Consider the following 12,619-nt stretch of genomic DNA (forward strand, 5'->3'; position numbering starts at 1 on the left):
CGACGGCACGGGGATCGTTCCCCGAGCATGCGCGGCCAACCCAGACATCGGCCGGGCAGGCGTCGACTAGCGCCGATCCCGGCACCCGACGAGGTTGGTAGCGTTCCGGGTGTGGCAACTACACACGGTTCGCGGGCATCGCTCGAAAAAGATCCGCACGAAGTCGCGTCGATGTTCGACGGCGTCGCGAAGCGTTACGACCTCACCAACACCATCCTGTCCTTCGGGCAGGACCGCAGTTGGCGCAAGGCGACTCGGTCGGCCCTCGATCTGAAGCCGGGGGAGCGGGTTCTCGACCTCGCCGCGGGCACCGGTGTGTCGACCGTCGAACTCGGGCGGTCGGGGGCGTGGTGCGTGGCCACCGACTTCTCCAAGGGAATGCTGCAGGCGGGCATCGGCCGGCAGGTTCCCATGGTGGCGGGGGACGCGATGCACCTGCCGTACGCCGACGCGGTGTTCGACGCGGCCACCATCTCGTTCGGCCTCCGCAACGTCTCGGACTTCGATGCCGGGCTGCGGGAGATCGCCCGCGTCACCAAGCCGGGCGGCCGCCTTGTTGTCAGCGAGTTCTCCACGCCGGTGTTCGGGCCGTTCCGGACGATCTACATGGAGTACCTGATGAAGGCGCTGCCGCGGGTCGCCCGCGCGGTCAGCAGCAACCCTGATGCGTACGTGTATCTCGCGGAGTCCATTCGCGCCTGGCCGACACAGTCCGAACTCGCCCAACGCATCGAGGCGGCAGGGTGGCGACACGTCCAGTGGCGCAACCTCACCGGCGGGGTAGTCGCCCTGCACCGCGCCACCCGCTGACCGGCCTCAACCGAACAGCGGCCGGGTGTCCGCCTTCTGCGACGCCAGGCCGGACGCACGCCATGCCCGGGCGGTGAGGTCGTTGTCCTCCTCGGTGACGAGGTTGCCCATCACGCGCACGGCGATGGTCATGAGCGCGCGTGAGCGCATCGCCACCGGACCCGACGCCGGGAGAACCCGGGGCACGGTCAGCAGTCCGGCGAGCCGACGTGCCACCGAGAACGCCCGCCCGTAGCGCTCGCGGAGGATGGTGGGCCACAGCTCCGTCAGATCGTCCGCATCGAGGACTTCGACCACGAGACGTCCACCCTCGAGCCCGTAGTCGATCCCCTCGCCGTTGAGCGGGTTCACACACGCCGCGGCGTCGCCGATGACGGCCCAGTTGCGCCCGGCGACGTGGGACACCGCGCCGCCCATCGGCAGCAACGCGGACGCCACCGCCCGCAGTTCGCCGTCCCAGGCCCACTCCGCGCGCCGCTGTGCCGTGTACAGGTCGAGCAGTGGCCGGAGCGCGCCCGGCGCCGGCCGTTTGGCGGTGGCGAGGGTGCCGACCCCGATGTTCACCTCGCCGGTGCCGAGGGGAAACACCCACCCGTACCCCGACTGCAGAGTGCCGGCGCTATCACGCAACTCCAAGTGGGAGGTGATCCACGGATCGTCGCTGCGCGCCGTGGCGATGTAGGCGCGCGCGGCGACGCCGTATGCGGTGTCGCGGTGCCATTCCCGGCCCAGCTTCTTGCCCAACGTCGACCGGACCCCGTCGGCCACTATCAGGGTGCGGCACTTGATGGTGTGCGTCCCGTCGCCGGTCTGCACCGTCACCGCGCTCACCCGGTCGCCGTTCCGCTCGACGCCGACCGCCTTGGCCCCCTGCACCATCACGGCGCCCGCCTGGACTGCAGTCGTCCGAAGCTTGTCGTCGAATTCGGTCCTGGCCACCGCGCTCCCCACGGCGGGGAACGACCGTCCGGGCCATTCGAGTTCGAGCTCCTGCCCGAACCCACTGAGCCGGAGCCCGCGGTTGGTGCCCTTCGATCGCACCCAGTCACCGAGGCCGAGGTGATCGAGTTCGGCGACGGCACGCGGGGTGAGGCCGTCACCACATGTCTTGTCCCGGGGAAACACGGCGGCGTCGACGAGTAGCACGTCGCGGCCGGCACGCGCGGCCCAGGTGGCGGCGGAGGAACCGGCGGGACCAGCGCCGAGGACCAGGACATCGGCGGCGACGGGAAGCGGGGACCCCGCGGGCGACTGTTCTGCTACGACCACACCTACATCCTGTCAGGCCACGCCCGGGGACCGCGGCGAGGCCGATGGCCGCCGCAACCGCTAGGTTCTCTACCGTGGGTACCAGCCGTCACCGACGGCGCGGGAACCGAGCCGTCACTGACGACAGGAATGGGTACTGAGAACGTGAGCACCGAGGGCGCAGCACACACCGCTGCCGACGCTGTAGAGGGCACTACGGTCGCCGGGATCGATCTCGGCGACACTCAGCTCGCTGCCACGGTCCGCGACAGGCTGAAACAGGTCGAGGAACTGCTGGTCAGCGAGCTCTCCGACGGCGAGGACTTTCTCACCGAGGCCGCGCTGCACCTCGCGAAGGCCGGCGGCAAGCGCTTCCGCCCGCTGTTCACGGTGCTCACCGCTCAGCTGGGTCCGAAAGCGTCCGATCCGTCGGTGGTCACCGCCGCCACCGTCGTCGAACTGGTCCATCTGGCCACGCTCTACCACGACGACGTGATGGACGAGGCGTCGATGCGCCGAGGTGCGCCCAGTGCCAACGCGCGGTGGGGCAACAGTGTCGCGATCCTGGCGGGCGACTACCTGTTCGCCCACGCCTCCCGCCTCGTGTCCACGTTGGGTCCCTCTGCTGTCCAGATCATCGCCGAGACGTTTGCCGAACTGGTGACCGGGCAGATGCGCGAGACGATCGGCCTGCGCGGCGAGCAGGACCCGATCCAGCACTACCTCAAGGTGGTGTGGGAGAAGACGGGTTCACTGATCGCTGCGTGCGGACGTTTCGGGGGCACCTTCTCCGGCGCGGAGGCCGCTGACGTGGAGCGGCTCGAACGACTCGGCGACGCTGTCGGCACGGCCTTCCAGATCTCCGACGACATCATCGACATCTCCTCGGTGTCGGCTCAGTCCGGCAAGACACCGGGGACGGACCTGCGTGAGGGCGTGCACACCCTTCCTGTGTTGTATGCGCTGCGCGACGAGGGACCCGAGGCCGACCGGCTGCGTGTGCTTCTCGATGGCCCCGTCACCGACGACGACGACGTCGCCGAGGCGCTCGAGCTCCTCGCGCGGTCGCCTGGGATGGCGCAGGCCAAGGCGAAGCTGGAGGAGTTCGCCGTGGAGGCGCGTGCGCAGCTCGCCCAGCTACCCCAAGGTCCCGCCAACGACGCACTCGTCAAGCTGGTCGATTACACGGTCGAACGCGTCGGCTGAGCCGTATCGTCGAACCTGATTGCTCGCGCGATTTCCACGCTGTACACACCGGGAACCGTCTCACCACCCTGCTTCGTTGAATGATCAAGATCCGGTATTCGGGCGATCGTGATCGGGTGACGACGACAAGGAAGGCGAGCCGTGCGCGGGTACGCAAACGGGGCCAAGACCCTGGTTCTGCTGGTCGGCATGTCGGCGCTGATCGTGTTCATCGGCGCGTTGTTCCGCAACACGACCATCCTTCTGCTGGCCATCGTGTTCGCGGTCGGCATGAATGCGTACGCCTACTTCAACAGCGACAAGCTGGCCCTCAAAGCCATGCATGCGCAGCCGATCACCGAGGTGGAAGCGCCCGCCATCTACCGCATCGTGCGGGAGCTGGCCACCACGGCTCATCAGCCGATGCCCCGGCTCTACATCAGCCCCACCAGTGCCCCCAACGCGTTCGCCACGGGCCGCAGCCCTCGGCATGCCGCGGTCTGCTGCACCAGCGGAATCCTGCAGATTCTCAACGAACGAGAGCTGCGGGCGGTCCTGGGACACGAGCTGTCGCACGTCTACAACCGCGACATCCTGATCTCGTCGGTGGCCGGGACGATGGCCGCCGTCGTGTCCGGGCTGGCGAACTTCGCGATGTTCGCGAACATGTTCGGCGGACGGGGTGGGGGACAGGGCGCCAACCCGCTCGCGCTGCTGCTGGTGTCGTTGCTCGGCCCCATCGCGGCCACCATCGTCAAGCTGGCGGTGTCGAGGTCCCGGGAATACCAAGCGGACCAGTCGGGCGCCGAACTGACCGGTGACCCTCTCGCCCTGGCGTCCGCGCTACGCAAGCTCGAGCGGGGCACCCAGGCGGCCCCGCTCCCCCCGGAACCTCAGCTCGCGGCGCAGTCGCACCTGATGATCGCCAACCCGTTCCGCACCGGCGAGAAGATGAGCCGTATGTTCTCCACCCACCCGCCGATGGCCGAGCGCATCGAGCGTCTCGAGCGGATGGCCGGCCGGTAGGCGGCTTCGCCGCCCGTGCGCCTTTCTGGTTGCTCCAGCTACCAGAAAGGCGCACGAGCGCGGAGCGCCTACCGGTAGTTCACGAACTGCAGCGCGATGCCGAAGTCCTCCCCCTTGAGCAGGGAGATGACCGCCTGTAGGTCGTCGCGCTTCTTACTGCTCACGCGCAGCTCGTCGCCCTGAATCTGCGCCTTGACGCCCTTGGGTCCCTCGTCGCGGATCTTCTTCGTGATCTTCTTTGCGTTCTCCGTGGTGATGCCCTGGACGAGCGTGCCGGTGAGTTTGTAGATCTTCCCCGACTGCGCAGGCTCGCCGGCGTCGAAGGCCTTCAGCGAGATGTCCCGGCGGATCAACTTCTCCTTGAAAACTTCGAGGGCGGCGAGCAGTCGCTCCTCGGTGTCGGCCGTCAGCGTGATGGATTCCTCACCGGACCACTCGATGGACGCGCCCGTGTTGCGGAAGTCGAAACGGGTCGACAGCTCCTTGCCGGCTTGATGCAGGGCGTTGTCCACCTCTTGACGCTCCACCTTGCTCACCACATCGAAGGACGAATCAGCCACTGCACACTCCCGGTTTCCGTCTGTTTCCCCCGCCGCGATCCGGACGGGCGCTCACCTGAATGCTAGTGAGCAGATTCGACGCTATCGGTTCGCAACCGCCCGTATCCACCCGGTTTGCAAAACGGGGGGCCGTTCGTTGTATTCTTCTTTCCGCAGTGGAGAGCGATCTCGCAAAGATTTCGCGCTCCTCGTGCAACCCGGCAGATTGCCCGAGCGGCCAATGGGAGCGGACTGTAAATCCGTCGGCTTATGCCTACGTAGGTTCGAATCCTACATCTGCCACACACAGAACCCCGGTGAGCACCAGCTCACCGGGGTTCTGTCGTTGGGGTAGCTGTGGTTCGGGCTTTCCGCGATCGTTCCCGGGAGCGCGTAATGTCCGGTGGGTGGAGTTTCGGAGAACCGTGACCAGGCAATTTGGTTCTCGGCGCGAACTCTGTGTAATCTCGTCAAGGCTTCAGCGCACAGCGATGTGCGAGTGAAGCACGCCCCCTTAGCTCAGTCGGCAGAGCGTTTCCATGGTAAGGAAAAGGTCAACGGTTCGATTCCGTTAGGGGGCTCGCTGGATTGTGGTGAAGCGCTTCGTGCGCGACACTCGACACCGAGGCGGTGTAGCTCAGTTGGTAGAGCAAACGACTCATAATCGTTGCGTCGCCGGTTCAAGTCCGGTCACCGCTACACAATATGCATGATCCACCCTGATTGCTCGTAATCAGATACACCCGAAAGAAGGCATCCCGTGGCCTCCTCGACTGACGTTCGGCCCAAGATCACTTTGGCCTGCGAGGTATGCAAGCACCGTAACTACATCACCAAGAAGAACCGGCGTAACGACCCCGATCGCCTGGAGATCAAGAAGTTCTGCCCCAACTGCGGAACCCACCAGTCGCATCGCGAGTCGAAGTAACACGGTTCCGGCCGGGAGTTGAGTTCGCGAGGGAAGCTTCGAGGCTGCCCTCGCGTTCCCACGCCCAGGGTAGAAGAGGTTCTTTCGCGTGACTGACACTGTGACAGAGATCGAGACGAGCGTGTCTCCGGACGTTCCCGAGGATCCGGCTGCGCACGCGCTGGCAATGGTGGGGCACCACTACCGCGTCGACGACTTCTACGAGGTCGGTCGCGAGAAGGTGCGCGAGTACGCGCGGGCCGTGCAGGACTGGCACCCCGCTCACCACGATGAGGATGCCGCCCGCGGCCTCGGCTACGACGGCCTGCTCGCTCCGCTCACGTTCATCTCGCTTGTCGGCATCATCGCTCAGAGCCGCCTCTTCAAGGAGATCGTCACCGGTTACGACCCGAGCCAGATCCTCCAGACGGATCAGCGTCTCGTGTTCCACAAGCCGATCAAGGTCGGGGACCGCTTGTTCTGCGACGTCTATCTGGACGGCTTCCGTCAGATGGGTGGCAGCGACATCATCACCACCAAGAACATCGTCACCGACCAGAACGACGAACTCGTGCAGACCACCTGGACCACGCTTGTCGCGCGGACCGGCGGCGAGGTCGACGAGAACATCGCTCACGCAGTCAAGGACGTGATCATGCATGGCGCTTCGTAAGTTCGAGGACGTCTCGGTGGGTGACGAACTTCCCGAGCGCATTGTGCGCCTCACGCGTGGCGACCTGGTCAACTACGCGGGCGTCTCGGGTGACCCCAATCCCATCCACTGGAGCGACGAAGTCGTCAAGCTCGCCGGCCTGGACAATGTGATTGCTCACGGGATGCTCACCATGGGTCTCGGTGGTGGATTCGTGACCTCATGGCTCGGTGACCCCGGCGCGGTCACCGAATACAATGTACGCTTCACGAGCTCGGTGTACGTCCGCGAGGACGAGGCCGCCGAGGTCGAATACACCGGCAAGGTCAAGTCGGTGGACGAAGAAAGCAAGACTGCAGTAGTCGCTATCGTGGCGCGCTCCGAAGGAAAGAAGATCTTCGGTCGTGCCACGGCAACGGTCCGTCTGGCCTGACCGCCGGGTGGATTGGGTTTGTTCCGGGGCTTTGAAGTACACTGAGATTTCTGGGATTACTCAGCGCTGCGCGCTGCCCTACGGTGCTGTTCGGCCGACACAGGGTGGCGCGCGTGTCATGTAATCACAGAGAGGTCGGGCAAGAATTGGTCCAGAGGTAACTCGGGACCAGGTCACCCGACCAAAGGGGCGTAGCTCAACTGGCAGAGCAGCGGTCTCCAAAACCGCAGGTTGCAGGTTCAAGTCCTGTCGCCCCTGCCCCCGGATTGCCAGCGACTGAGAGGAACGACGTGAGCGAGGAGCGCGCCAAGCGCGACGGCGACACTTCAGGGTCGACGCGCCCGGACGGTGTCGACGACACCGCGGCCGACGCCACCACGCGTTCCGAGAGTCCCTCGGCAAGGCCGAGCGGCAAACGTCAGAGCCGTCGGTCGCAGGCCGGCACCGGCGTCGCAGCCAGTTCCGTGAAGACGCCGGAACGCGCGAGAGCCGAGACGATCACCAAGGCCCGTCCCGCGACGAAGGACCGTGCCGACAAGCCGCAGAAGGAGAACATCTTCAAGCGGCTGCGCCGGTTCCTACGCGAGGTCATCGCGGAGCTGCGCAAGGTCATCTGGCCCAACCGCAAGCAGATGATCACCTACACCAGCGTTGTGCTCGTATTCGTGGTGTTCATGGTGGCGTTCATCGGTGTACTCGATCTTGCGGTCATCAAAGGCGTCACCTGGTTGTTCGGTTGACGGAGTCCGCCCCGGCTGGATCCGAAGTATGTGAGTGACGAGAGGAAGCGAGTGCCCCAGTGAGCACCCCCGAGAACGACACGAATGAGGCCTTGGCCGAAGAGCGTGTTTCTGCCGAGGCGGCAGCCGAAGTGGATGTCGAGGCTGCCGACGAGGGCATCGATGCTCCGGACACTGCCGGTGACGAGGTAGCCGAGCCGTCGAACGACGACACTGCCGTCGCCGAAGAGGCGCCCGCTGACGACGCAGTCGTCGCCGAGGAGCCCGAGGATCCGGTCGCCGAGCTGAAGGCCGCCCTGCGCCGTGCGCCTGGTGACTGGTACGTCATCCACTCCTACGCGGGCTACGAGAACAAGGTGAAGGCCAACCTCGAAACTCGTGTCCAGAACCTCGATGTCGGTGACTACATCTTCCAGGTGGAAGTTCCTACCGAAGAGGTCACCGAGATCAAGAACGGCCAGCGCAAGCAGGTCAACCGGAAGGTTCTGCCCGGTTACATCCTCGTCCGGATGGAGCTCAACGACGAGTCCTGGGGAGCCGTGCGCAATACGCCCGGTGTCACCGGATTCGTCGGTGCCACCTCCAGGCCGTCGCCGCTGACGCTGAACGAGGTCGTCAAGTTCCTGCTGCCGCAGCAGGAGCAGAAGAAGCAGGCTGCCGCCGCGGCAGTGTCCGCCGGTGACACCGGGGGAGAGAGCTTCGCGAAGCCGCTCATCGAGGTCGATTTCGAGGTCGGCGAGTCGGTCACCGTCATGGACGGCCCGTTTGCGACGCTTCCCGCCAGTATCAGCGAGGTCAACGCGGAGCAGCAGAAGCTCAAGGTTCTCGTCTCGATCTTCGGTCGCGAGACGCCCGTCGAGCTGTCCTTCACGCAGGTCGCGAAGATCTAGCGCCACACACACTTGCACTGCAGTAGCAAGAAACACACCCAGCAACAAATAGGAAATCGAGATGCCCCCCAAGAAGAAGAAGCTCGCAGGGCTCATCAAGCTTCAGATCCAGGCCGGTCAGGCTAACCCTGCACCGCCCGTGGGTCCCGCGCTTGGTCAGCACGGCGTGAACATCATGGAATTCTGCAAGGCCTACAACGCGGCGACTGAGTCTCAGCGCGGCAATGTTGTGCCGGTCGAAATCTCGGTCTACGAAGACCGCAGCTTCGATTTCAAGCTGAAGACCCCTCCGGCTGCCAAGCTGCTGCTCAAGGCTGCAGGCGTCCAGAAGGGCTCCGGCGAGCCGCACAAGACCAAGGTTGCCTCGGTGACCATGGACCAGGTGCGCGAGATCGCGAAGACCAAGCAGGAAGACCTCAACGCCAACGACATCGAGCAGGCCGCGAAGATCATCGCCGGCACCGCCCGGTCGATGGGCATCACGGTCGACGGCTGAGCCGTTTCCGTATGACGGCCACGGCCGTCGTGAGAACGCGTGGGAGGGCCGGCCAGGCCCCGACCACTACTGAACCATTCACCACTGCAGTTGGTCACACACTGTGGTGAGAAGTTAGGACAGAAAACATGGCAAAGCGCAGCAAGGCGTACCTCGCCGCCGCTGAGAAGATCGACTTCGACAAGCTGTACAGCCCGCTGCAGGCTGCGAAGCTGGCGAAGGAAACGTCGTCGAGCAAGATGGACGCGACCGTCGAGGTTGCCGTTCGTCTGGGCGTCGACCCCCGCAAGGCGGACCAGATGGTCCGCGGAACGGTCAACCTGCCGCACGGCACCGGTAAGACCGCCCGCGTCATCGTGTTCGCAGTCGGAGAAAAGGCCGCTGAGGCGGAGGCAGCTGGAGCCGACGCCGTCGGTGCCGAGGACCTCATCGAGCGGATTCAGGGTGGCTGGCTCGACTTCGACGCCGCGATCGCAACCCCCGACCAGATGGCCAAGGTCGGCCGCATCGCCCGCGTCCTCGGACCGCGTGGTTTGATGCCGAACCCCAAGACGGGCACCGTGACCGCCGATGTCACGAAGGCTGTCGCGGACATCAAGGGCGGAAAGATCAACTTCCGCGTCGACAAGCAGGCCAACCTGCACTTCGTGATCGGCAAGGCGTCGTTCGACGACGCCAAGCTGGTGGAGAACTACGGCGCCGCGCTGGACGAGATCCTGCGTGCGAAGCCGTCCTCCGCGAAGGGCCGTTACGTCAAGAAGGTCACCGTTTCGACCACCACCGGCCCGGGCATCCCGGTGGACCCGAACCGCACCCGCAACCTTCTCGAGGATGCCGACGCGTAAAGTTCGTCACCTGTGCACAGCTCGGCCGGTACGGAGATCTCCGTACCGGCCGAGCTGTTTTTGCGCGGCGTCGACCCTGGTCGTGAAGACGCCGATTTGGTGGCGCGGCCGGGGATGCCGTAGTCTGTGCTGCGGAGTTCATGCAGGATTCGAACTCCACCCCAAATCATGTTCTACCCAAGACCGTTGGTGATCGTCCCCGCGAGGGTGCGATTGAAAGTCCGGGAATGTCCGGCGGCCCACGCAGGAGGACGAGGTAGGGGGATGCGTCTCGGTCGCGGTTTCGTACCCGGCTGAATGCCTCCTTTTCCGCCCCGTGTGCCCTGCACCGGGGCGTTTTGCATGTCGTGGACTGTGCACCGTCCGGATTTTCGGACGTGCGCAGCGGCTCCGAAGTGGGATAACGACTGTCATGAGAGGAGGCGAAGTATGGCAAAGCCTGAGAAGGTTTCCGCAGTTGCGGAGATCACCGAGCAGTTCAAGGGTTCGACCGCTGCTGTGATCACGGAATACCGTGGTCTGACGGTGGGCAACATCACGACACTGCGACGCGCTCTCGGAGAGGGTGCCACCTACTCCGTCGCCAAGAACACCCTGGTCAAGCGTGCCGCTGCTGAAGCGGGCGTCGAAGGCCTTGACGACCTTTTCGTCGGTCCGACCGCCATTGCATTCATCAAGGGCGAGCCGGTCGATGCAGCGAAGGCTATTAAGAACTTCGCGAAGGACAACAAGGCTCTCGTCATCAAGGGCGGCTACATGGACGGCGCTGCGCTGTCCGTGGATCAGGTCAACCGGATTGCGGACCTCGAGTCCCGCGAGGTCCTGTTGGCCAAGCTTGCCGGCGCGATGAAGGGCAACTTGGCAAAGGCCGCAGGCCTGTTCAATGCTCCTGCCTCGCAGGTGGCCCGTCTGGCTGCCGCACTGCAGGAGAAGAGGGCCGCCGAGGGTGGAGCAGAGGCTCCGGCCGAGGCTCCCGCCGAAAGCTGATCCGCACCCGCGCATCACAGCTATAACCCCGCCCGGTCGCGGATCAGCGACATGGGACTTACAGGAAGGACCGCCATCATGGCGAAGCTCAGCACCGAAGAGTTGTTGGACCAGTTCAAGGAGCTCACCCTTCTCGAGCTGTCGGAGTTCGTGAAGGCATTCGAGGAGACCTTCGAGGTCACCGCGGCTGCTCCGGTTGCCGTTGCCGCTGCGGGCGCCCCGGCTGCTGCCGGCGCCGACGCTGCCGAGGAGCAGGACGAGTTCGACGTCGTCCTCGAGTCGGCCGGCGACAAGAAGATCCAGGTCATCAAGGTCGTTCGTGAGGTCGTCTCCGGCCTCGGCCTGAAGGAAGCCAAGGACCTCGTCGAGGGTGCTCCGAAGGCCATCCTGGAGAAGGTTGCCAAGGACGCGGCCGACGCCGCCAAGGAGAAGCTCGAGGCTGCAGGCGCGAAGATCACCGTCAAGTAAGACGGTTTCGCGCTGCTCTACCCGAGCGGACGAACGAGGGCCACTTCCCACTTGTGGGGAGTGGCCCTTTTTCATGTCCGGACGGAGTCCGGAGTGTCGAAATTCAGAGCGAGAAACTGAACGTGCGACCAGCTCAAAACGCCCTCGTCATCGCAGCTCAGCGGGTATGTTTTGCATTGTGGTACCCCATGTTGGCATGCTTTCTTACCGGTGAGTAGCATACTCTGTCACAGGTAACACTTCGATGCGATAGAGTGACCCAACCCACACGGGGTGTATGCATCGAACGGTCGCGGAGGTAATGGTGGGTGTCGAGGTAGCCGTCGAGGGACTGACCAAGTCGTTCGGCTCGCAGAGGATCTGGCAGGACGTCACGTTGACCCTTCCGGCAGGTGAGGTCAGTGCGCTGCTGGGCCCGTCGGGTACGGGTAAGTCGGTGTTTCTCAAGTCCTTGATCGGTCTGCTCCGCCCGGAGCAGGGCTCGATCGTGATCGACGGCACCAACATTCTCGAGTGCTCGTCCAAGGAGCTCTACGAGATCCGGAAGTTGTTCGGTGTGCTGTTCCAGGACGGCGCGCTGTTCGGGTCGATGAACCTGTTCGACAATGTGGCGTTCCCGCTGCGCGAGCACACGAAGAAGTCCGAGTCCGACATCCGCAAGATCGTGATGGAGAAGATGGAACTCGTCGGTCTGCTCGGGGCCGAGGAGAAGCTGCCCGGTGAGATCTCCGGTGGTATGCGCAAGCGTGCCGGCCTGGCCCGCGCCCTGGTGCTCGATCCGCAGATCATTCTGGTGGACGAGCCGGACTCGGGTCTGGATCCGGTGCGTACCACCTATATTTCGCAGACGTTGATCGACATCAACGCCGAGATCGACGCGACGATTCTGATCGTCTCGCACAACATCAACCTCGCGCGGACGGTGCCGGACAACATCGGCATGCTGTTCCGTCGGCATTTGGTGATGTTCGGTCCGCGGGAGGTGCTGCTCACCAGTGAGGAGCCGGTGGTCAAGCAGTTCCTGAACGGCACCATGATCGGTCCGATCGGGATGTCGGAGGAGAAGGACGAGGCGCAGATGGCGCAGGAGCAGGCGATGGTCGACGCCGGCCACCATGCCGGTGGTGTCGACGACGTCGAGGGGATCGTCCCGCAGATGAAGGCGACGCCGGGGATGCCGTTCCGGCAGGCCGTGGCCCGCCGGCAGGAACGCGTCCGCCACATCATGCACACCCTGCCGCCGAGCGCGCAGGCAGCAATTCAGGAAAGCCTCGACGAAACATCCGGCAACGGCGGCGACTACGACTACGCCTACAGCCAGGAAGATACGCAGGTCCTCCCGGCATACCGGGGCGAAGGATACGAGAACACCACTCACGGGCAAGGGTAGGCA

Annotated in this window: 15 protein-coding genes and 4 tRNA genes; 17 read left to right on the forward strand and 2 right to left on the reverse strand. The window is 64.6% G+C overall.

The window, feature by feature from the left end; all coding sequences use genetic code 11:
- The first annotated feature begins 111 nt into the window (after window positions 1–111).
- A complete protein-coding gene (locus ACH49N_RS17335) occupies window positions 112–810 on the forward strand; it encodes a demethylmenaquinone methyltransferase (protein ID WP_159920367.1) in 699 nt (232 codons plus the stop codon).
- Between the two features lie 6 nt (window positions 811–816).
- On the opposite strand, the gene ACH49N_RS17340 is transcribed toward ACH49N_RS17335, so the two are convergent.
- Window positions 817–2,079, reverse strand: coding sequence for a geranylgeranyl reductase family protein (locus tag ACH49N_RS17340; protein ID WP_358273469.1), 1,263 nt, complete (start codon window positions 2,077–2,079; stop codon window positions 817–819).
- 129 nt (window positions 2,080–2,208) lie between these two features.
- Here ACH49N_RS17340 and ACH49N_RS17345 point away from each other — a divergent pair, with 129 nt between their 5' ends.
- Entirely contained in the window at window positions 2,209–3,264 is a 1,056-nt protein-coding gene (locus ACH49N_RS17345) for a polyprenyl synthetase family protein (RefSeq protein ID WP_358273468.1), read from the forward strand.
- Between the two features lie 141 nt (window positions 3,265–3,405).
- Window positions 3,406–4,269 carry a zinc metalloprotease HtpX gene (gene htpX, locus ACH49N_RS17350; RefSeq protein WP_159920373.1) on the forward strand — a complete coding sequence of 288 codons (864 nt, stop codon included), beginning with the start codon at window positions 3,406–3,408 and terminating at the stop codon, window positions 4,267–4,269.
- Window positions 4,270–4,337: 68 nt separating this feature from the next.
- On the opposite strand, the gene ACH49N_RS17355 is transcribed toward htpX, so the two are convergent.
- Complete coding sequence (locus ACH49N_RS17355; protein WP_109327953.1) at window positions 4,338–4,829, reverse strand: YajQ family cyclic di-GMP-binding protein; 492 nt, start codon at window positions 4,827–4,829, stop codon at window positions 4,338–4,340.
- A 199-nt stretch (window positions 4,830–5,028) separates the two neighbouring features.
- Between ACH49N_RS17355 and ACH49N_RS17360 the strand changes: the two genes are divergently transcribed.
- From ACH49N_RS17360 to ACH49N_RS17425, 14 genes are all read left to right on the forward strand, one after another.
- Window positions 5,029–5,111: transfer RNA gene (locus ACH49N_RS17360), tRNA-Tyr, on the forward strand.
- A gap of 205 nt (window positions 5,112–5,316) precedes the next feature.
- Window positions 5,317–5,389, forward strand: a tRNA-Thr gene (locus tag ACH49N_RS17365).
- 45 nt (window positions 5,390–5,434) lie between these two features.
- A tRNA-Met gene (locus ACH49N_RS17370) sits at window positions 5,435–5,507 on the forward strand.
- Between the two features lie 61 nt (window positions 5,508–5,568).
- Window positions 5,569–5,736 carry a 50S ribosomal protein L33 gene (rpmG, locus tag ACH49N_RS17375; RefSeq protein WP_005252089.1) on the forward strand — a complete coding sequence of 56 codons (168 nt, stop codon included), beginning with the start codon at window positions 5,569–5,571 and terminating at the stop codon, window positions 5,734–5,736.
- Between the two features lie 88 nt (window positions 5,737–5,824).
- Entirely contained in the window at window positions 5,825–6,388 is a 564-nt protein-coding gene (hadA, locus tag ACH49N_RS17380) for a (3R)-hydroxyacyl-ACP dehydratase subunit HadA (RefSeq protein ID WP_109327955.1), read from the forward strand.
- Window positions 6,375–6,800: a (3R)-hydroxyacyl-ACP dehydratase subunit HadB gene (gene hadB, locus ACH49N_RS17385; protein ID WP_109327957.1), complete on the forward strand. Its 426-nt coding sequence runs from the start codon at window positions 6,375–6,377 to the stop codon at window positions 6,798–6,800. The genes hadA and hadB overlap by 14 nt, the downstream gene beginning before the upstream one ends.
- Window positions 6,801–6,985: 185 nt before the next feature.
- Window positions 6,986–7,058, forward strand: a tRNA-Trp gene (locus tag ACH49N_RS17390).
- A gap of 32 nt (window positions 7,059–7,090) precedes the next feature.
- Window positions 7,091–7,540 carry a preprotein translocase subunit SecE gene (gene secE / locus ACH49N_RS17395; protein ID WP_159920374.1) on the forward strand — a complete coding sequence of 150 codons (450 nt, stop codon included), beginning with the start codon at window positions 7,091–7,093 and terminating at the stop codon, window positions 7,538–7,540.
- A 59-nt stretch (window positions 7,541–7,599) separates the two neighbouring features.
- On the forward strand, window positions 7,600–8,430 hold the full coding sequence (gene nusG / locus ACH49N_RS17400) for a transcription termination/antitermination protein NusG (RefSeq protein WP_159920375.1): 831 nt from the start codon (window positions 7,600–7,602) through the stop codon (window positions 8,428–8,430).
- Window positions 8,431–8,491: 61 nt separating this feature from the next.
- Window positions 8,492–8,926, forward strand: a complete 435-nt coding sequence (gene rplK / locus ACH49N_RS17405; RefSeq protein ID WP_109327963.1) for a 50S ribosomal protein L11 — start codon at window positions 8,492–8,494, stop codon at window positions 8,924–8,926.
- Between the two features lie 128 nt (window positions 8,927–9,054).
- On the forward strand, window positions 9,055–9,771 hold the full coding sequence (rplA, locus tag ACH49N_RS17410) for a 50S ribosomal protein L1 (protein WP_005252097.1): 717 nt from the start codon (window positions 9,055–9,057) through the stop codon (window positions 9,769–9,771).
- A 429-nt stretch (window positions 9,772–10,200) separates the two neighbouring features.
- Complete coding sequence (gene rplJ, locus ACH49N_RS17415) at window positions 10,201–10,758, forward strand: 50S ribosomal protein L10 (protein WP_109327965.1); 558 nt, start codon at window positions 10,201–10,203, stop codon at window positions 10,756–10,758.
- A 78-nt stretch (window positions 10,759–10,836) separates the two neighbouring features.
- On the forward strand, window positions 10,837–11,226 hold the full coding sequence (rplL, locus tag ACH49N_RS17420; protein ID WP_012688867.1) for a 50S ribosomal protein L7/L12: 390 nt from the start codon (window positions 10,837–10,839) through the stop codon (window positions 11,224–11,226).
- A gap of 301 nt (window positions 11,227–11,527) precedes the next feature.
- Complete coding sequence (locus ACH49N_RS17425; RefSeq protein WP_109327967.1) at window positions 11,528–12,616, forward strand: ABC transporter ATP-binding protein; 1,089 nt, start codon at window positions 11,528–11,530, stop codon at window positions 12,614–12,616.
- Window positions 12,617–12,619 lie beyond the last annotated feature (3 nt).

Source organism: Rhodococcus sp. NPDC019647 (assembly GCF_044389235.1).
GTDB lineage: Bacteria > Actinomycetota > Actinomycetes > Mycobacteriales > Mycobacteriaceae > Rhodococcus_F > Rhodococcus_F oxybenzonivorans.

What these genes read in the sequence shown, in the direction of transcription:
- ACH49N_RS17345 (WP_358273468.1), top strand. Translation starts at nt 2,209, where the DNA reads ATGGGTACTGAGAACGTGAGCACCGAGGGCGCAGCACACACCGCTGCC.
- hadB (WP_109327957.1), top strand. Translation starts at nt 6,375, where the DNA reads ATGGCGCTTCGTAAGTTCGAGGACGTCTCGGTGGGTGACGAACTTCCC.
- rplK (WP_109327963.1), top strand. Translation starts at nt 8,492, where the DNA reads ATGCCCCCCAAGAAGAAGAAGCTCGCAGGGCTCATCAAGCTTCAGATC.
- rplA (WP_005252097.1), top strand. Translation starts at nt 9,055, where the DNA reads ATGGCAAAGCGCAGCAAGGCGTACCTCGCCGCCGCTGAGAAGATCGAC.
- rplJ (WP_109327965.1), top strand. Translation starts at nt 10,201, where the DNA reads ATGGCAAAGCCTGAGAAGGTTTCCGCAGTTGCGGAGATCACCGAGCAG.
- rplL (WP_012688867.1), top strand. Translation starts at nt 10,837, where the DNA reads ATGGCGAAGCTCAGCACCGAAGAGTTGTTGGACCAGTTCAAGGAGCTC.
- ACH49N_RS17425 (WP_109327967.1), top strand. Translation starts at nt 11,528, where the DNA reads ATGGTGGGTGTCGAGGTAGCCGTCGAGGGACTGACCAAGTCGTTCGGC.